20 protein-coding genes and 3 pseudogenes are annotated in these 18,161 nt (G+C 60.9%); 11 read left to right on the top strand and 12 right to left on the bottom strand.

Annotated elements, in window-relative coordinates; all coding sequences use genetic code 11:
* Nucleotides 1-11: 11 nt before the first annotated feature.
* Together EXE51_RS17160 and EXE51_RS17155 are read right to left on the bottom strand one after the other, a co-directional pair.
* Nucleotides 12-458: pseudogene (locus tag EXE51_RS17160) on the bottom strand (SOS response-associated peptidase); the annotation flags it as partial.
* 25 nt (nucleotides 459-483) lie between these two features.
* The gene (locus EXE51_RS17155) at nucleotides 484-1,197 is read right to left on the bottom strand and encodes a glycerophosphodiester phosphodiesterase (RefSeq protein ID WP_089308091.1); all 714 of its coding nucleotides are present in this window, start codon (nucleotides 1,195-1,197) and stop codon (nucleotides 484-486) included.
* Nucleotides 1,198-1,342: 145 nt separating this feature from the next.
* Here EXE51_RS17155 and EXE51_RS17150 point away from each other — a divergent pair, with 145 nt between their 5' ends.
* Nucleotides 1,343-2,113: a ribonuclease H-like domain-containing protein gene (locus EXE51_RS17150; protein ID WP_094495010.1), complete on the top strand. Its 771-nt coding sequence runs from the start codon at nucleotides 1,343-1,345 to the stop codon at nucleotides 2,111-2,113.
* Nucleotides 2,114-2,169: 56 nt separating this feature from the next.
* Here EXE51_RS17150 and EXE51_RS17145 read toward each other — a convergent pair whose 3' ends face one another.
* Complete coding sequence (locus EXE51_RS17145; protein WP_199234075.1) at nucleotides 2,170-3,051, bottom strand: hypothetical protein; 882 nt, start codon at nucleotides 3,049-3,051, stop codon at nucleotides 2,170-2,172.
* 263 nt (nucleotides 3,052-3,314) lie between these two features.
* Nucleotides 3,315-4,439, bottom strand: coding sequence for a polymer-forming cytoskeletal protein (locus tag EXE51_RS17140; protein ID WP_137693158.1), 1,125 nt, complete (start codon nucleotides 4,437-4,439; stop codon nucleotides 3,315-3,317).
* 126 nt (nucleotides 4,440-4,565) lie between these two features.
* On the opposite strand from EXE51_RS17140, the gene EXE51_RS17135 reads away from it, so the two are divergent.
* The 5 genes from EXE51_RS17135 to EXE51_RS17110 all read left to right on the top strand — a co-directional run bounded on the left by EXE51_RS17135 (nucleotide 4,566) and on the right by EXE51_RS17110 (nucleotide 6,347).
* Nucleotides 4,566-4,745: a DUF5786 family protein gene (locus tag EXE51_RS17135; protein ID WP_049929958.1), complete on the top strand. Its 180-nt coding sequence runs from the start codon at nucleotides 4,566-4,568 to the stop codon at nucleotides 4,743-4,745.
* Between the two features lie 116 nt (nucleotides 4,746-4,861).
* Nucleotides 4,862-5,119 carry a hypothetical protein gene (locus tag EXE51_RS17130; protein ID WP_094495007.1) on the top strand — a complete coding sequence of 86 codons (258 nt, stop codon included), beginning with the start codon at nucleotides 4,862-4,864 and terminating at the stop codon, nucleotides 5,117-5,119.
* A gap of 107 nt (nucleotides 5,120-5,226) precedes the next feature.
* The gene (locus EXE51_RS17125) at nucleotides 5,227-5,424 is read left to right on the top strand and encodes a DUF5800 family protein (RefSeq protein ID WP_086215320.1); all 198 of its coding nucleotides are present in this window, start codon (nucleotides 5,227-5,229) and stop codon (nucleotides 5,422-5,424) included.
* Nucleotides 5,425-5,748: 324 nt separating this feature from the next.
* Entirely contained in the window at nucleotides 5,749-6,132 is a 384-nt protein-coding gene (locus EXE51_RS17115; RefSeq protein WP_086215319.1) for a hypothetical protein, read from the top strand.
* A gap of 2 nt (nucleotides 6,133-6,134) precedes the next feature.
* The gene (locus EXE51_RS17110) at nucleotides 6,135-6,347 is read left to right on the top strand and encodes a helix-turn-helix transcriptional regulator (protein ID WP_049929951.1); all 213 of its coding nucleotides are present in this window, start codon (nucleotides 6,135-6,137) and stop codon (nucleotides 6,345-6,347) included.
* Nucleotides 6,348-6,382: 35 nt separating this feature from the next.
* Here the strand turns inward: EXE51_RS17110 and EXE51_RS17105 are convergent, their stop codons facing one another.
* Entirely contained in the window at nucleotides 6,383-7,684 is a 1,302-nt protein-coding gene (locus EXE51_RS17105) for a PQQ-binding-like beta-propeller repeat protein (protein WP_137693157.1), read from the bottom strand.
* Nucleotides 7,685-7,798: 114 nt separating this feature from the next.
* On the opposite strand from EXE51_RS17105, the gene EXE51_RS17100 reads away from it, so the two are divergent.
* The gene (locus tag EXE51_RS17100; RefSeq protein WP_137693156.1) at nucleotides 7,799-7,999 is read left to right on the top strand and encodes a hypothetical protein; all 201 of its coding nucleotides are present in this window, start codon (nucleotides 7,799-7,801) and stop codon (nucleotides 7,997-7,999) included.
* A gap of 213 nt (nucleotides 8,000-8,212) precedes the next feature.
* On the opposite strand, the gene EXE51_RS17095 is transcribed toward EXE51_RS17100, so the two are convergent.
* The 5 genes from EXE51_RS17095 to EXE51_RS17075 form a co-directional block, all read right to left on the bottom strand.
* Nucleotides 8,213-8,842, bottom strand: a complete 630-nt coding sequence (locus tag EXE51_RS17095; RefSeq protein ID WP_049929946.1) for a glycosyltransferase family 2 protein — start codon at nucleotides 8,840-8,842, stop codon at nucleotides 8,213-8,215.
* A gap of 187 nt (nucleotides 8,843-9,029) precedes the next feature.
* Nucleotides 9,030-10,106, bottom strand: a complete 1,077-nt coding sequence (locus EXE51_RS17090; protein ID WP_137693155.1) for a tyrosine-type recombinase/integrase — start codon at nucleotides 10,104-10,106, stop codon at nucleotides 9,030-9,032.
* Nucleotides 10,103-10,846, bottom strand: coding sequence for a hypothetical protein (locus tag EXE51_RS17085; protein ID WP_137693154.1), 744 nt, complete (start codon nucleotides 10,844-10,846; stop codon nucleotides 10,103-10,105). Before EXE51_RS17085 ends, EXE51_RS17090 begins: the two co-directional genes overlap by 4 nt.
* Nucleotides 10,843-11,226 (bottom strand): helix-turn-helix transcriptional regulator, encoded by a 384-nt coding sequence (locus tag EXE51_RS17080; protein WP_241990663.1) that lies wholly within the window; start codon nucleotides 11,224-11,226, stop codon nucleotides 10,843-10,845. The genes EXE51_RS17085 and EXE51_RS17080 overlap by 4 nt, the downstream gene beginning before the upstream one ends.
* Before the next feature lie 203 nt (nucleotides 11,227-11,429).
* Entirely contained in the window at nucleotides 11,430-11,609 is a 180-nt protein-coding gene (locus tag EXE51_RS17075) for a hypothetical protein (RefSeq protein ID WP_137693161.1), read from the bottom strand.
* Between the two features lie 253 nt (nucleotides 11,610-11,862).
* Between EXE51_RS17075 and EXE51_RS17070 the strand changes: the two genes are divergently transcribed.
* The 3 genes and pseudogenes from EXE51_RS17070 to EXE51_RS17065 all read left to right on the top strand — a co-directional run bounded on the left by EXE51_RS17070 (nucleotide 11,863) and on the right by EXE51_RS17065 (nucleotide 14,621).
* Nucleotides 11,863-12,111: a winged-helix domain-containing protein gene (locus EXE51_RS17070; protein WP_394348095.1), complete on the top strand. Its 249-nt coding sequence runs from the start codon at nucleotides 11,863-11,865 to the stop codon at nucleotides 12,109-12,111.
* Between the two features lie 143 nt (nucleotides 12,112-12,254).
* Nucleotides 12,255-12,446: pseudogene (locus EXE51_RS18280) on the top strand (MarR family transcriptional regulator); the annotation flags it as partial.
* Between the two features lie 315 nt (nucleotides 12,447-12,761).
* A complete protein-coding gene (locus tag EXE51_RS17065) occupies nucleotides 12,762-14,621 on the top strand; it encodes an N-6 DNA methylase (protein ID WP_241990661.1) in 1,860 nt (619 codons plus the stop codon).
* Here the strand turns inward: EXE51_RS17065 and EXE51_RS17060 are convergent.
* A complete protein-coding gene (locus EXE51_RS17060) occupies nucleotides 14,612-15,349 on the bottom strand; it encodes a M48 family metallopeptidase (protein ID WP_241990660.1) in 738 nt (245 codons plus the stop codon). The two genes, EXE51_RS17065 and EXE51_RS17060, sit on opposite strands and share 10 nt — an antisense overlap.
* Nucleotides 15,350-15,404: 55 nt before the next feature.
* Here EXE51_RS17060 and EXE51_RS17055 point away from each other — a divergent pair, with 55 nt between their 5' ends.
* Entirely contained in the window at nucleotides 15,405-17,840 is a 2,436-nt protein-coding gene (locus tag EXE51_RS17055) for a sensor histidine kinase (RefSeq protein WP_137693151.1), read from the top strand.
* A 202-nt stretch (nucleotides 17,841-18,042) separates the two neighbouring features.
* Here the strand turns inward: EXE51_RS17055 and EXE51_RS18060 are convergent.
* Nucleotides 18,043-18,161, bottom strand: a pseudogene (locus EXE51_RS18060) (IS6 family transposase); the annotation flags it as partial.

Here is an 18,161-nt window from a genome sequence, read left to right as displayed (position 1 = left end):
ATCTACGAGCGGTGGGAGCCGCCGAACGCGCCGAGCCCCGTTTGGGTCGTCTCCGGCGTCGGCGGCTCCCACCGCTCGTAGATCCCCGCCATCGCGAACGGGCGGTCGTCGTCGAACGCGACGCGGTAGGGGGTCTTCCCGCCGCCGCGGTCGCCGCCGACCCACTCGTAGAAGCCGTCGGCGGGGACGAGACAGCGCCGGCGCTCGAAGGCGTCGGCGAAGCTCCGCTTCTCCCGCACGGTCTCCGCGCGGGCGTTGATGAGGTCGAACGACTCGTCCGCCCACGACGGGGTCAGCCCCCACTCCATCCGGGTCGTCTTGCCGGGATCCCGGTCCGCGATCACCGGTAGCGACTGCCCGGGCGCGCAGTTGTAGCTCGGCTCACGGTCGCCGAAGTCGGCGTCGAACCGCGCTTCGAGGTCGGCGGTGGGGGTGAAGAGGGTGTAGCGGCCGCACATATCGTCGCGTTGGAGCGGGAGCTACTTAGTCCCGCGACGACCGCCCCGGCTCCGGGAGCAGGTCCCACCGGTCGGCGATGATCCCGTCGACGCCGGCTCCGAGGAGCCGCTCGACCTCGTCGCGGTCTGTCGCGGTCCACGCGTTCACCCGCAGCCCGGCCTCGTGTACCGCATCGACGAACCCCGGCTCGGTCGCGACGTCGATCGGGGGGTGGACCGCGACGCAGCCGAGGTCGGTCGCCGCCTCGACCGCGCGCTCGGCGTCCCCGCCCGCGACGAGCAGCGCGCGCGCAGTCTCGGGGTCGCGGTCCCGCAGCGCCGCGAGCGCCCGAGGGTGAAACGACGAGAACAGTACTTCGTTCGCCGCCCGCCGGGCCGCGTCGAGCGCGTCGCCCGCGACGGCCGGCTCCTTGACCTCGACGTTGACGGTGAGGTCGTCGGGCGCGGCGTCGAGCGCGCCGTCGAGCCGCGGGATCGACTCCTCGGAGCCGAGGACCGTCAGTTCGCGGAGTTCGCTCCAGTCGGCATCCGCGACGGGTCCGGACGCGTCGGTCAGTCGGCCGAGATCCGCGTCGTGGACGACGACGAGTTCGCCGCTCGCACACCGTCGCACGTCGAGCTCGACGGCGTCGACGCGCGGTGACGCGCGCTCGATCGCTCCGACCGTGTTCTCCGGGTACTGGTCGGCGCAGGCGCGATGCCCGATCAGCGTGACATCGTCTGGGTCTGTCCGTGTCATCGCGGCGCTCGCGCCTCGCCCTCCCGTCGGTTCGCTCGCTCGATCACGCACGGCCCTCGGGCCTGGACCGTGTTAGCTCTTCGTCGGTCGGGGCCGCCCGCCCGCTCCCGTCGGCTTTTTAGCTACGCGTCGCGCCGGAACGGACATGCGCATCGAGAACAGCTTCATCCCCGTCGAGGGGGTGGGCGAGACGACCGAACGACGCCTCTGGGGGCGGGGCGTCACCACGTGGGAGGCGTTCGACCCCGGGGTCGACGTCGCGGGCGTCGGGACGACGACCGCGGACCGGATCGAGTCGTTCATCGCGGAGGCGCTGACGCGGCTCGACGACGGCGACGCGGCCTACTTCGACCGCGAGTTCCCCTCCGGCGAGCGCTGGCGGCTCTACGAGAACTTCCGCGAGGAGACCTGCTTCTTCGACATCGAGACCACCGGCCTCGACGAACGCCGCGACCGCGTGACGACGGTCAGCTTCCATCAGGGCGGCGAGACGACGACGCTCGTCGCGGGCGAGGACCTCACCGCGCGCCGGCTCCGGGAGCAGTTCGCGGACGCGAGCCTGCTCGCGACGTTCAACGGCGCGCGCTTCGACGTCCCCTTCCTCGAGACCTCCTTCGACGTCGACATCGACACGCCCCACCTCGACCTGATGTACCCGGCAAAGCGGATCGGCCTCTCGGGCGGGTTGAAACCGATCGAGAAGGAACTCGGGATCGACCGCGACCGCCCGGACATCTCCGGCCGCGACGCGGTGCGCCTCTGGCGTGAGTACGAGCGCGGCGACGAGGAAGCGCTGGAGACGCTCGTCTCGTACAACCGCGAGGACACCGTGAACCTCCGGGCGCTCGCAGACGCGGTCTGCGAGGCCCTCGACGATGAAGTGTTCGTCGCCGCCCCGGACGGAGACGGCGACTGAGGGGGATCCGATAGCTCGGCGGGTATGGACCGATCGAGTGGCCGTCGCCGAGGCCGTTACCGACGCAGGACGGTGCCGCTGGATCCGACGACGACCGCGTCGCCGTCGACGTCGACCGCGTTCAGGTTCTCGCCGGTCGGCGTGTCGAGGACGATCCGGTCGTCGGCGGTGAGCTCCTGGACGACCCCGCCGCTGCCGACGACGTAGCCGGCCTCGCCGTCGGCCTCGACGTCGACGAGGTCGGCGTCGCCGAGGGCGTCGGGCGTCCAGTTCGCGCCGTCGTACGTCAGGAGCGTCCCGTTGCCGCCGGAGACGGCGACGTCGTCGGGGGCGTCGCTGTCGAGGCCGTAGAACGTCACGTTCGCGTCCTCGATGCCGATCGCGTTCCACGTGACGCCGTCGTCGGTGGCGAACACGCGCCCGTTCGTATCGATCGCGTGTCCGCCTCGGGGGGCGTGGAAGTCGATCGCGGGGAGCGCCGAGCCGCTCCCGGGCGTGACGTAGTCCCACGTCCCCGTCGCGCCGTTCTCGAAGCTGTAGTAGATCTTCCCCGAGTCGCCGGCGACGTACACGTTCGCCTCGCCGGCGGCGCCGGTGACCGCGACGTCGTTGTAGTTGTTCGTGTTGTCCATCGGCGCGGAGCGGTCAACGAGCGTGTCCGTCGCGGGGATGTACTCGCCGATGGCGCCGCTCGCGCCGACGAACCAGACGCGCTCGCCGTCGTCGGTGACCGACGCGCCGTAGAGGTTGTTCCCGTTTCCGGTCGGGCCGCCGTCGCGGAGCGTCAGCCAACCCTCCTCGGCGGGCGCGGTGAGCACGCCGCCGCCCCCGACCGCGAAGCGACCGGCGTTCGCCGACACCACGTCGTGAAGCGTGCTGTCCGTCTCGGTCGCCTCGACGGTCCAGTCCCTCTCCGCGGCCGCGGCTACGCTTGTCACGCTTCCCGATGCGACGATCGCGCCCAGCCCCGCCAGCGTCGCGCGGCGGGTCGCCGTCAGTGATCGGCTCATGTCGCACTCGGCCGTTTCGGCGGCCGTTGTAAGTGCCTTGTGTCCGTTCAGATACTTTGTGAAATTAAAACGGCTAAAATCGGGTTAAACGTCCGCCGAACTGGCGGCTCATCTGCGTTAATGTGTCTCTTCAGGCTTCGATACAGCTGTTCTGGGATCGGCGGGTACTGGCCGAAGACGTTCTCTCCCGGTCAGGAGTCGTTCTCTGACTCGACCCCCTCCGTCGCCGCCCCGGCGTCGGCGGTCACCGCTGCGGTCCCCTCGGCGTCGGACTCGCCGTCTGTCTCGGGGGCGTCATCCTCGCGCGCGGACTCCGTCGTCTCGTTCTCGGGCCCGTCGCCTGGATCGGCGTCGTCATCTCCGACTCCGTCCGACTCCTCACTGTCGACTCCGTCCGGCTCCTCGCTGTCGACTCCGTCTGACCCTCCGGCTTCGGCTCCTCCTCCTTCCTCGACTTCGTCCGCCACGGTCTCGGGGCCCGTCCGCTGTACCAACTTCATCTCGCCGCGCGCCCGGAGCGTGCCCTGTATCTCCGCGCCGTCGTACACCACGAGGTCGCCGGCGGAGACGTCGCCGAGGACGCGCGCGCCGGCCTCGACGGTCACGGTTCCGCCCCGGGTCGTCACGTCGCCGTGAATGACCGTCTCCGCGCCCACGGTGATGTCCTCGCGGGCGCGCAGCGAGCCGAACACCTCGTTGCGCTCCCCGACGCGGATCGACGCCGCGCGGAGGTTGCCGTGGAGCCGGCAGTCGTCGCCCACGGTCGCCGGCGTCGACACGCGCCACGCGTCGTCGGCGATCTCGGCGCTCCGCGGGATCAAGAGTGGGTCGCGGACGTCGTCGCCGTCGGCGAGCGCCTCGGCAAGTTCGTCGGCCGCGTCGGTCTCGCCGACGCGCAGCAGCTGCGAGAGGACGATGAAGTAGAAGACGATCGTCGGTACCGGGTTGCGGATGACGATCCAGCCGTTGGCCTCGAACCCCTCCTCGATCGTCACGTCGTCACCGATGTCGAGGTCGCCCGACACCATCAGGCGCCCGGTGACGGTGACCCGCTCGCCGAGGTACGCGTCCTCGCCGACCAACACGTTGCCGTCGACGGAACACCAGGTGTCGAGCCGGCAGTCTCCCTCGGCCTCGATGTCGTCGCCGACGCTGACGCGCTCGCCGATCGCGACGTTGCGGCCGCGGACGCCGAGCTCGACGGTCGACTGGCCGCCCACGAGCACGTCGCCGTCGACGACGACGTCGTGCTCCTCGACGGTCGTCCCCGAGGGGATCGCGAGCTCCTCTATCGGGCCGCCTCCTCGCAGCGACACACCGGGAGCAGTCGCCCCGCGCGTATAAACGGTACGGGGCGTCGGACGAACGTCGGACGCGAGTGAATCGCTCTCGCACGGGATCGCGGTCGCGGTGCTTTTCAGTGCGCCGCCAAACGGACAGGTATGGGATTCGGATCGTACGACGAGAGCGAACAGAAGGATCAGGACGTCGATACCGACGAGGACGACGCGGTGAACGTCCACGAGAACGACCACGACGGTGAGGTCTCCATCGAGGGCGACGCCGACACCGACGACCTCGTCGGCCGCCTCTCCGAGATGCGCGACGAGGACGACGACTGAACTGCCCCTCTCCTGTCACGCTTCGACGCGACTCGCCGCCGACCGGCCGTGGCCGATGTGCGTACAGTTCGCACACCCGATTCGGATTTATCTGTTTCCGCGGCGTGTGTTACTCTATGCCACGGAGGCACAAACTATCGAACCGATCTAGCCGTTCGACGCGGAGCAGCCGCCGGAAACGGACGCGCGGTCCCGATCGGCTCGCCGCCGCCGACTCGGAAGATAGCGACGGCGAGGACGCGAGCGCCGATTCCACTTCGGCCGCGACGGTCGCGCTCGCTCGCCGCCTCTGCGCGAACGGGAACGAACAGGCCTGCGAGACGCTCGAACGACTCTGCGAGTCCGGCCACGACACCGCCTGTAACGCGATCTGACCCGGACCCACGGCCGACCCGCCGCGGGCAGGTCTCGTGATACACCTCGAAACCGCCGACTCCCTGTGTTCGTGCCGCTTATCCCCTCTCGTCGAGTATCTGAGCGCATGCGTACCGAACTGACGTTCACCGACCGCGGGGTCGACGTCGTCTACGAGGGGACCGAGTTCGAACTGGAGAAGACGCTGATCGAGGAGGCCACCGGGAAGTCGTACCGGGACGTCACCGACCACGAGGTCCTGACGATCGTCGCCGAGGACCCGGAACTCGACGGCGAACCGGTCCGGATCGGCGACGTGTTGTGACTTCTCCCACGACTACACTCGTGGGCTTTCCTCACTGAGGGGTAGGTCCACGTCTTCGGGAGTTCGCAGGTTCCATCTCACCGCTGGTTCCTTCGAGTACGACCTGCCTTGCGGGCTGAACCACGACAGCCCCCGCCGTCGATAGCGGGCTCGTGATCTCCTTACCGACGGCCCGCTGCCCGATATTTGACGCAATTCTCGCGAGGAACGGGTCTCGCGCCGGTTAGTAGAGTAAGAAATATATAACGTTAGATCGAATTTACATCTAGAGGTGACCACTCCATGCGACCTCAGACGCGATACCGCATCGGACGAGCCGTTCACATGCTCGTGACGGTACTGACCCTCAACCTCGGACTGGCCCGCGAATCGGCCCCGCTCATCGCGGGCGGCGCGGTGCTGTTCGTCGCGTTCTTCCCGGTCAGCCGGACGCTCGCCGACCGCGTCGGTCACACGCCGATCGACGAGCGCACCCGCGAGATCACGCGGACCGCCGCGAGCCGCGCCGTGATGCTGCTGTTCGGGGCCGCGCTCGCCGTCTTCCTCCTCGGGTCCGCTCTGGAGGCGACGGGCGGACTCGCCGGCGTCGCGGCGACCGCCTACGCGCAGGCCCGCGTCGTGGTGGTGTGGGCCGCCGTCGCGATCTGCGTCTCCTCCGTCGCCCACGGCACGCGGGCTTGGGTCCGACGGCGGGGCGTGGAGGCGTAACCGTGGAGTTCGAGACGCGTATCCGGGAGCTCCGCGAAGAAGCGGGGCTGACGCAGGCCGAACTCGCCGACCGCGTCGACGTGACCCGGCAGACGGTCCTCTACGTCGAGAAGGGGGAGTACAACCCCTCCCTGGAGCTCGCGTGGCGGATCGCGCGAGAGTTCGACGCCCGAATCGAGGAGGTGTTCGAGCTACCCGATCGACCGCGGCCGTGAGCGGTCTCGGCGGTCCTCCACCGCAGCCACGCCGCTCACTCCGCGGCGACGAGCTTGTACCCGCCGCCGTCGGTGTCTCCCCCGTCCGGGTCGGGGGCGCGCTCGGCGTAGTAAATCTCCCCGTCGACGACGCGGGGGGCGCTGGTGATCCAGCCGTCGTGGTCGACGCGCCACACCTCGTCACCGGAGTCGGCCTCCAGCGCGTAGAGCGTGCCGTCCTTCGACCCCGTCAGCACGCGGTCGCCGGCGACCGTCGCGCAGCCGGTGAGCGGGCGGCCGGTCCGGAAGCGCCACTCCACGTCCCCCGTCGCCGCGTCGAGCGCGTACAGGTGGTCGTCGTGACTGCCCATGTACACCACGTCGCGCTCGGGGTCGATCGCGGGCCCCGTCATCGAGAGGTCGCCCGTCTCGAAGCGCCAGTCCTCCTCGCCCGTCTCCAGGTCCACGCGGTACACGTTGAAGTCCCACGAGCCGAAGAAGGCGGCGCCGTCGTACGTCGCGATCGGGCCCTTGATCTCGCCGTCGTTGGACGCGGGCGGGTCGGTCGCGAAGCGCCACTGGAACTCCAGCTCCGGGAAGCTCCAACAGTAGCAGTAGCCGTCGTTCGACCCGCACACCATCCGGCCGGCGGCGAGCGAGACCGCGGGCGAGGAGTGGGGGTGGTCGGTGGGACGGTGGTCGGGTTCCTCCCACGTCACGTCGCCCGTCGCCGCGTCGACCGCGAACAGCCGCCCTTCGGGGTTTGGAAACTCCACCGAGACGTACAGCTCCCCGTCGAGGTACAGCGGGCTCGACCCGATCGAGCCGCCGAGGTCGGTCGACCACTCCAGGTCGCCGGAGTCGAGCGCGAACGCGTAGAGGACGCCGTCGTACGCGCCTACGTAGGCGCGACCGTCCGCGACCGCGGGCGTCCCGTGGATCCCGCGCCCTCCCGCGTCGGTCTCGCCGCGCCAGCGAACGTCCCCGTCGGTCGTTATCGCGAGGAGGTCCCCCGTGTCGCCCGAGAGGACGACGCCGCCGTCCGGGGTCGGCACCGCGCTCGCCTTCGCCGCGCTGTGGTCGCCGGTGTTGACCGCCGGGATCCGCCACGCCTCTTCGACCGCGTCGGGCACCGTCTCGTCCGGGTAGTACCCCCACCGCTCCAGCGAGCCGCGGAACTGCGCCACGCCCGGAGGTATCGTCTGTCGCGTCGCGTCCCCCGCGCCGGGGTCTACGTTCGGGGCCTCGCGGGGCTCGTCCACGGGCGGGTTGTCGAGCGAGGCACAGCCGGCCGCGGCGGTGGTCGTCGCTGCGCCGACCGCGGCGAGCCACTCGCGTCGGGAGCGGGCGTCGGTCATCGGGCTACCCCTCGGGTCGGTGTCGGTTTAGTGTGGCGGCCCCGTCGGCGGCGAGCGCGTCGATGGCGCGCGACCGACCGGACGACTTTTTCCGACGGTGGCCGAAGCGAGGGTATGGACCTCGGATTCGATCTCGGCGCGAACGCCCCGTCTGGCGTGTTCACGCTTCACGCCGTCATCGCCGTCGTGTTCCTAGGACTGGCGGGCCTGAACGGGGCGAACGGCGAGGCGATCGGACTGGCGATCTACCTCGCGATGGCGGGCATGATCGCGCTCGTCGGCTTGCTCGCCGGGCGGATCGTGGCTCGCCGCTGACCGGAACTTTGCCGACGCTTCGCGAGACGAGGTCGATACCCGTCGAAGCCGTCTCGACCGATCACTCCCGTCGGCCTCGGTGAGCGCGATCTGCCGTCGGGGACAGGCACCACGGCGCCCACAAGAAGGGGCGAGAAGCTCTCGAACCCGTTCGTCGACGCGTAGGGATCCAGACACAACGTCCCCGATACGTATCGCGACTGCGTCCAGCGCCTACGACCGACGTGGGGCAAGCATCAGGTACCGCAGCACGTGGAAGAGCTGTCTGCCGTGTTTCCAAGCGATCCCGCGCGGTTTCTGAATCGAGCGCGTCTCTGCGGGAACCTCTCCGATCCTCGCCCCGTTGGCGGCCGCCTCTAACACGAACGTCCCACAGGTACAGGCCGTGTCGAGATCGAGCGACACGGCCAGTTCGCGACGGAGCGCGCGGAACCCCGTACCCGAGTCCCGCACGTCGATCTTCAACCGCGCCAGTTCGTTGAGTAGCCGTTCCGAGGGGCGCGGAATGGTCGATCTGGCACCGAGAACCAGATCCAACTTGCCGTCTCTGACCGGTCGAACGAGACGGTCGACGTCTTCGGGACGGTGTTCGCCGTCGGCGTCGAACGTGACGACGATCTCGGACGTCGCCTCTCGGAACCCGCGTTTCAGCGCGCGGATATAGCCCGCGTTCTCCGGCTGTCGAACGACGTCCGCTCCCGCGTCCTCGGCCTCCGCCGCCGTGGCGTCCGTCGAGCCGTCGTCCACGACCAGCACGGCATACTCGTCGACGAGATCACGAACGACCGGCCCTATCCGACCCGCCTCGTCGTAGGCCGGAACGACAACGGTGACATCGTCCATGAGCTATATTGCCAACATCTGCTCCTATATGTATCGTGTATACGCCGGCTCCCAAGCACGGACTCAGCGAGCTACTGTAGTCCGCCGACTGGGACCTCTGAAGCAAGGGTATGGGGCCGGAGGGACGAACCAAACTCGCGATTACCCCTATGTCGGTACGTTGAGACGGCCGCGTTCGGTGTCGTTGTCATGAGTCGTCGTCCTCCTCGCCGATCCCGGCGATATCGAGGTCCGCGGTGTACTCCTCTCGGCGTTCTGCCATTTTCCGATGCCGGTCCGCCTTGTCGTAGTAGCGCTTGATCGTGTCCGGGTCAGCGTCGACGCGCTCGCTGATCACTTCGATCGGGAGGCCGCGGTCGCAGTGCCACGTGAGCGAGCCCGTCCGGATGTGGTGGGGTGCCCGCGACGAGGGACACTTCGAGGCGTGCGAGCGCTCCGTGAACTTACAGCTCCGGCGACGGCGCCCGTGTGGGCACTTCATGTAGAGGCAGGGCTGTGTCCCCTGATAGGTCCACGAGCGGATCGTCGTGTCCGTGACGCGGCCCTGTCGGCCCGCGAACAGCGGCTCGCGGCCGTGCTCGTCGCGCTTGTCCGAGCGCTCCCGGGCGATGTACGTGTCGAGCGCGTCGACGACCGGCTCCGAGATGCGCACGACGCGCTCGCCCTCCTCGTTGTTCTTCAGGGGCGTCCCGGACTCCGGCCGGTGGTTGAAGTCGAGATAGCCGTTCTCCGGGTCGTAGTCACCGAGATCGAGGCCGACGACGGCGCCGAGCCGGCAGCCCGTGTTCCAGAACACTTCGAGGACCGCGTGCGGCGGGGTGCCGAAGCGGGCCGGGTCGTTCCGGTAGAACGCGAGGAGCTGCTTCGCGTCCTCGGTGTCGAGCATCGTGTCGCTCGTCTCCTGTGACCGCGTGAGCTTCGGGACGTGGACCTTCTCCGGGAGGTCCTCGTCGACGGCCTCGATCGTCGCGAGGTACTGGACGACCTGCGAGACGGCGGTCATCTTCCCATTCACCGTCGCCGGGGCGTTGTCCTCGGCGCGGAGGTGGCGCTCGTACTCGTCGAACAGCCAGCCGGAGAGGTCGCCGACGCGCTCGACGCCGCGCTCCTCGCACCAGTGAACCCAGCGCGTGAGGCGGTTGTCGTAGCTCCGGATCGTCTTGTCTGAGTTCTCCATCGAGCGCTTCTCCAGGAACCGGTCGCGCGCCTCCCGCGGCGAGAGGTCCGACGGGTTCGCAGGCGGCGAAGACGGCTTCCGGCTCATCGGTCGTCACCCATTTCCTCGATACGGTCGCTCACCGGGTCGAACTCCCACCCGGCGACCGATCCCCCGTAGAGGTCGCCGTACGCGTCGACCACGTCGGTCGCGGTAGCGCGGTCCGACGGCGCGCTGCGGTCCGGGTTCGGATCGTTTCGCGCGGCGTCCCGGCGCCGGTCCTGAACCAGTTGGAGGAGGAGCGCGTTCCGGAGTTCGAGGGCGTCCGCGATACGGGCGAGGTCGTCATCGCGGTCGCGACCGCCGTCGGCAACCAGCCGACGGTTTCCAGCAAACATTTCCGCGTCTAGCCCTTGGGATCTCTCGGTGTGATCGGCGCACCGTGTCAGAGGCACGCACCTGCGTGTTTCCCCTTTCCTGCTGCCGAAACCGCGTTCGGGTTCGTCGTCGGTACTCCAGGGCTGATCGATACCGCCGTCGGTTACGAGTTCGCGCTCCCCGGCGTGGTAGCGGAGGTCCTCGACGAGCGAGATCGCGCGGTCGGCGTCGAGGTCGCGCCGGAACCGATCGCGAAGGTCGAGTTCCTCGACGACGCGACTGTCCTCGCGAACGGTGAGGTGCGCGACGGTCTCGCCGTCGGCGCCGTGACGGCGGTCCACAAGCGCGTAGAGCGACTGGAGCACGCTCCGGTGGTCGGCGAGGAGTCGGGCCGCCCGGTCGCGCTCCGCGTACGCCAGCACGGACCCGTGGCGATTGCGTCGCACTTCGACCTCAACGGTCGGACTCACGATTCCTCACCCCCTGCGTCGAGGGCGGCGTCGATCGCGTCGCGGCGCCCGGCGAGCAGCTCGCGGGCGCGGTCGGTGACGCGGTAGGCGTTCGTCCGGCCGTCGAACCGTTCGCTCTCGATCAGCCCCTCGTCTTCGAGGTCGCCGAGGTTGCTGTACAGGCGGCCGTGGTTGATCGGGCCGGAGTAGCGCGCTTCGAGGCGCTCCTTCAGCGTCAGGCCCTTCGGCAGTTCCTCGCCTTCGACCTCGGCGGCGACGAGGAGGAGGTCGCGCTGGAACCCGAGCAGGTCGTACCAAGCGGTGTCGTCGCGGGTGGGCTCGTCGTCGGTCGTCTCGTCACGGTTCGGCTCGTCGGTCGACTGGGTGTGGGCGTCGCTCATGGAAGTGGCTTCAGACGGCATCGGTCGGTCATCGCGTGCGGTGCTGGTCGCGGCGTCATGGGTCGCCATGCGTCGGAGTCGGCCCGATGCGCGGTTTAGTGTGTCCCGGCCGGTTCCGAATGGTTCCGGATGGTCGCGACCTCGGCGGTGTGTCCGGGTTTTCGCGGTTCGGGATGGTGTTCCGGACGTGGCGCTCGCGTCGCTCATCGGTCGGGGTACAGGTCCACCTCGCCGCGGAACTCGCGGAGCGTAGTCTGAGCGACATCGTGGCTCGCGCGGTCGGCGCGGACGAGCGTCGTGAGCGCTGCCGGATACTCGTCAGTCAGAGTCGGTGCCGCGTCTCGGACGGGATTTTCAAGCCCCCGCGTGGATTCGGCGTACATGGGTTTCGTGCTCAGGCACGGAACCCCACACGGGCCGGCTGTTCCAGCAGCGCGGCCCGCGTCCTTTTCAGGCACGGCGCGTCGTCGACGACGGCCGAGTGGGTCCGTAAGCGTAGGGTGTGGGTTCGGGGGTATTAAAAGTTAGCTCATACAAGCTAAGTTATGGCTTATATAGGCTCTTCAAAGAACACACCCCGTATAACTAACAGAGTTCCCATACGAGGTTGCGAAAATGCGGCCTACTCCGGGGTGGATGACGATGACTGACCTAGTCATCTTAGAGTTCCTCAACGACCACGACCTAGAACTTGCCCCGAAACCTCTCTACCGGAATTTAAATCGACACGGTCACGACATCGGGTATTCTACTGTTCGAGGACGGCTACCAGAACTGGCCGAGAAGGGGCTCTTAGAGAAGGATAATGACGGATACTACCAACTAACTGATCTCGGTCGTGAGTACCTCGCAGGCGAGATTGACGCAACGGATATTGAACAGTAAGCAGTTACTCATCCGCGTTTCTAGGAAATTTACTGATGACAGACGTGGACTTTGAGTAGCGCCAATTAATTGTGTTATGAGACACCAGACCAAGATTTTTGTTTTCCACAAGCCCCAAGACCTACCGCGTATTGGGGTGTCGTATGGCGAAATCCCGGGAGGTCCAGATTGACATGTGCGTAACTTCGCACACGTCTGCAAGCGTCCTGGTTCTCCTCGGCCACGAAGGCCAGCTCTCGACAAAAGAAATCAATTCCCACTTGTCGTGTAGTTATTCGACAACACGGCGACGACTTCTCCGTTTAGCTGAATTGGGGATGATATCGAGGCAAAAAAAAGGAAGAGATCACACTTGGGAACTCAGTAACGGCGGAGATGTACCCACTGCACCAGGAGATTATCCTAGTGAGGAAGAGTTTGTTGAGGTGATTACGGAGGTAGTGGCTGAACTTGCAGCTCGCGTTGAGTCAGAGTGTGACACGTCTTCCTTTTCGGATGATGTCGTTGGCTGGCTAGACAGCCGCAGCCTCCCCGAAGAGGTAGCAAGGTCAGAATACGCGTATCGGATAGCTGTATATCGGCGGTTGCTTCGAAGTCTTCTGTACCAACTTCACCGACCTGAGTATAGGGGTTGCCTCTCTCCGCTCACATTGGATAGCGCATGGCGAACACAATTTTCTGACGCACTCCAAGCTACTGGTGACTCCGGCTTTGAAACGGCTACAGTTGATGAGATTATCTCACCAGTACCAACATGGCTTGATCATGTTCTCCTTGCTCTACACCCACCCATCAGAGCGTATAACGACCCAGCAACTGGCCTAGCGAAGATCTATGAATCACTCGTATCACAAAATGCTCGACGCGATCTAGGCCAGTTTGCAACACCGGAATATATCGGTCAGTTTCTAGCCTCTTGGGTCGTCAAAAATCCCGGCGATACGGTTCTCGATCCAGGAATCGGTGCTGGGCAGCTTTCTTCACAGGTTTTGAAACAGAAAATCAAGAAGGGAGCAACAGAGCCGATCGCTGATATCACTGGCGTAGATATTGATGAAACTGCAATCTCGATGGCTGCGGTAACTTTGAAACTTGTCGATGGAAAGGGGAGTGCGGAACTCAGTCAATCGGATTTCATCGAATATTCTCCTCGATCGTACGAGGATAACAGTTATCAGACAATAACAGTCGACGGTGTCATTGCGAATCCACCGTATTCCCGTCACCAAGCTGTTGAAGACGAACAGAAAGAACGACTCAATAGCACTATTACAGCAGAATCTGGCTATGAACTATCCTCTCGAACACCCCTATATGGATATTTTCTCGCTCACGCCGCACAATTCCTAGATCAGGGTGGCCGGCTAGCTGCTATTGTGCCATCAAAATTCCTAGATACGGAGTTCGGACGAGACCTGAAACGATTCCTTCTTCAAGAGTTCCGTGTTCGTGGAGTAATCCAACTGGAAGACGAGATCGACGTTTTCAACGGTATCAAAATCCGCCCAGCGCTACTTCTTCTCGAAAAAGGGACTCCTGGTGAAGAAACACCAACGAGTATTCTAAGCTTGAAGCAGTGGCCAAGCAAAGTCGACGCGACAGAGTTACTTGAAGCAGATTTTGATAAGATTCCAGAGATAAATGAATCAATAACGCTTTCTCAGCATCTCTTATCGCCGACTGAGCGGTGGACACACTATCTCGAAGAAAGTGACACCCTAAATCAGGAAGCGATGACCGTATTTGAAGAGATTGCAGATATTAATAGAGGGATCGCCACAGGAGATAATGATTACTTCTGCCTCACTGCCTCAGAAGTATCTGAGTTTGGACTATCTACAGAATATCTGGTGCCGATTATACGGTCAGCACACGGACTCCGACTTCTCGATCTCAAATATGACGACTGGAGTCAGTGGCGTGACAATGATCGGCCAGTCTGGTTGCTATACTGCTATTCAGACCAAGATATTGTTGAAAAAGATGAGATTGAAGATGAGAATCTCATCGAGTATCTGAACCTGGGTGAAGAACGGGATACGACTGACGGCTATCTCGTTTCAAAACGGAACCCATGGTATCGAGTTGAGAAACAGACACCAGCACCGATTCTAGCGAAGTACATGAACCGGACAGGATTCTTATTCATCCGTAACCATGCCGGACTTCGGTGTCTCAATAATCTTCACACAATTACACCAAAAAAGGATTATACCGAGACACAGATACAAGCACTCTTGGCTTATCTTAACAGCCGCGTTGTAAACAAACATCTCAGCAAATACAGTATGGACTATCAGGGACTTCAAAAAATTGAAATAAACCAACTCAATGATGTCCCCGTGATAAATCCGGAAGATGTTGACGGATCTACTATTGAGAATTTGAGTAAATGGTATCATCGGCTACGTCAGGTCCGTCGACGGGAACTGGATGATGAACAGATCCTCGATGAGATTCATCAAGTGCTGGAACCGATCCTCCAGTGGGGAGACGAGCCTCAGGGGTGAGATGTGTCAAGAAAGCTCATCCATTGAGAATTATGGTGGACTGCGTACCAGAAACCCTGTAACTCATTCTTAACAGTCTCATAGTCTGGCAGAAACGACCTAAGAACTTCCCAGAAGTTCTTATTATGTGTTTGTTCCACAAGATGTGTGACTTCGTGCGCTACGAGATACTGTAGATGTGTAATGGGAAGGAACGCACATCTAAGATTGAAATTGAGGGTATCTTGACCCGAACAGCTTGCCCACTTCGTCCGCTGTGATCTAATTGTAATCTTTTCATAATCCTGATTCAGTTGTTGGCAGAAACTATCCGCAATGGTCTCAATTGCGGTAGCAAGCGCTTGTTTAATTTTCTTTTTGAGATAGTTTACCGCAGAATAATCAGGAGGTGCTGTCAGAATAAGACGGTTAGATTCAATTTTAACCTCATGTTGACCTATTCTCTCTTGAAGTATGTAAGATTTACCCCAGAGTGTGAAATTCTCTGTGATTATTCCATATTTGTCTAAGATAGATGTAAGATCGTTCTGCTGTGATTCATACTTTGAGGCAATCCATTCCTGTTCGTTAGCAACAACCGTATGTCCGGGTGTTTCTGGAGGAACGATGACGGCAAGTGTACCATCTGGATTGAGCGTTAGCCGTGGATACAAAACATCACGCTCATCGATGGAATACGTGATCTTATCGCCAGTTGGCAGCGTAACCGACTGGGATTGGGTACTCACAGTAGCATACATATTCCCCTCCTATTTTTAACCTTACCAATATTGGACATAGTTGATGGCTGACTCAGATGGAGAAACTGTCACCTTTACTATCGACAGTCGACTCCTCGAAGAACTAGGTGAAAACCTGGTTACGCGAAACCATGTCGCGGTAGGGGAGTTGGTCAAGAACTCCTATGACGCGGACGCGACAGAGGTAATCCTTGAATTTGAGGATGTAAGAGCCCAAGATACCTCGGATAGTGAAATCGCAGTTATTGATGACGGGACCGGGATGACACTTGAAGAGGTACGAGATGACTTTATGCGGATCGCGACGACCAGTAAGCTTCGTGATCCAGTTTCAGAAAAATACGGGCGTGAAAAAGCAGGAAATAAAGGGATTGGCCGTTTTGCGTGCCGCCGTCTCGCAAATGTTCTCAATATTGAAACAACTGCCAAGATCGAGGACGGTGTCTACCAGAGAACAACGCTGAACATTGACTGGAGGGATTATAAAGCAGATCAACAAATCGAGGAAGTTAGTTTTCCAGTGACAGTAGAGGAAGTTACTAGCGACGAAGAACCAAACATCTCCACCGGAACAACACTTCGTCTAAGAGACCTACAAGAGTCTTGGACAAAGAGAGACTTCGATACACTACGTCGCAACATGGTTACGCTGGCGGTTGTTGAAGAGCAGGATCGTGGTCCGAATTTCGAATACGATCCCGGGTTTGACATCACGTTTCGCGCTCCCGAATTTGACATGGGGGAAGGAACTCTTACTGAGCAGATTCACAACGCAAGCTGGGGTTTTCTTGAAGGAGAGATCGGTGAAAATGGAAAGGTATCACTAGAACTTGATGCTAACATTATTGGAAATCAATCCTATTCATTTTCTCACGATTCACCCGGACTAGCTGGAACGAAATTCGAGATCTCGTATATTCCCCTTGATACTAAAGAGCATTATCGGGACCCTCAGACGCTAAGTTTGAAACGAGCAAGAGATATCTCAGACAATCATAGTGGTGTCCGCGTATACAAAGGTGGATTTCGTGTTTTCACTTACGGTGGGCCGAATGACGACTGGCTCGGGATCGACCAAGACAGAACGACACATAAAGGCCGTAGCCCGGATGAGACGTTCGAAGGACTTCGTGACAACTTAGATTTACACACAGATTTTAACAAAGCTCTGTTGGCTGGCCCAAATAATCGGAATTTGGTAGGACGAGTGATGATCAGCTCGGATGCAGACCTGACGATGGCCTCAAATCGGGAAGACTTCCAAGAGAATAAGATCTTCGAGGAACTTCGAGAAATCATCCGTTTGAGCCTACAGTGGATGACTCTACAGTGGAGTCATTACAAGGCAGTAAAATCACGAAAGCAGCTGGAAGAAGAGACGGAAAAATTTCTTGACGAGACCCAAGACGGTGAGAGCGATTCTACCGGCGAAGGTGGTAATGATTCGGTTGATGAAGGTGAACACGGAGCTACCAGCGAAGCCGGAGATGTAACTGTCGATAAAAATCAAAAAGATTCTGCTGGTAAAGACGATGAGTCAGATGTTAACAAGACGAGCGAAGATCAAGATAAAGAGCCCGTCGATAGCGCACTAGACTTGTTAGAAGGTGTCGCAGATACGGCAACCGACACCGTTCCGGAAGAGGACCGACAAGTATCAGACGAAGCTGTCGAAACTGCGACAAAAGTTGTCCGTAGCACCCTTGAACAAAAAGAGCAGGAAATTGATTTTTTCCGATCTGCGTTCTCCGTAAATCAGGTTGTCTTCTCTTTCTCACACGAACTTCGTTCGATGGTTAACAATCTTGGAAGCACCGCTGCCGAAATTGAGGCGGTTATGAATAATGTACCCGAAGATCAACACGCACAATTCGAAGATATCATCGGAAATCTGCGCAAGATGGAAGACCGATTTAAAAGCCAGATGGAACTATTTGGTATATTTATGGAAACTGGAAACCGAAAAGATGTAGAAGAGCAAGCTATCTCAACGATAGTTGAGGATGTTATAGAAGCAACAGAATATATTGCGGAATACTATAATGTTGAATTTTCAACAGATATTCCAAGGCTACTTTACACGCCACCAATGTATAAATCAGAGCTGTATTCGATTGTTATCAACTTGGTTACAAATGGTATCAAGGCTGTTGGTACATCTAGAGGAGAAAACAATCGGATCCACATTGAGGGCAAAAATATTGATGATGGGATTCAAATTCGGGTTTACGATAACGGAGTCGGGATTCCCGACAGCGCCCGCGAAGAAGCGTTCCAGCCATTGGTTTCTGACCCAGTCAACAATATATACGAAGATCTATCCAAAGAGATGCCCGAGGAGTTGTCTGAACAGCTAGGGAGGGGAACTGGATTAGGGCTAAGTATTGTTCGAAACATCGCTGAAAAATATGACGGACAGGCCCGTTTCGTCGATACAGATGACTGGTCTACATGTGTTGAGGTGACACTCAATGAGTGAATATACAATTTGGTGGATTGACGATTCAGAGGACCGAAAAAGAGATGCGGATAGAATGAGCGATTTTGTTTCTGAGTTATCTGTCCAATTTAGCGGACCCAGCGAAGCAGTAGAACGGCTAGACGAATTTGGTAATTTATCGGACATTGATCTCGTACTTATTGATTGGAAGCTAAATGAGCACAGTGACTTTCTGGTCGCGTTAAGTTTGGCGTGAATTGTGGTAGACAGCAACGGCTTCGAGCCAATTTTGAGCTGTCTCGAGTGCGACATTGCTAAAACTATTCGCAAACGAGGATGTTCGTCGTTCTATTTCCCAAA

This window comes from Halorubrum sp. CGM5_25_10-8B, from assembly GCF_005435095.1.
In the GTDB taxonomy this organism is placed as follows: Archaea; Halobacteriota; Halobacteria; order Halobacteriales; family Haloferacaceae; genus Halorubrum; species Halorubrum ezzemoulense.
The sequence above is the reverse complement of the archived record's forward strand: the minus strand, read 5'-3'. Positions and strand labels throughout refer to the sequence as shown.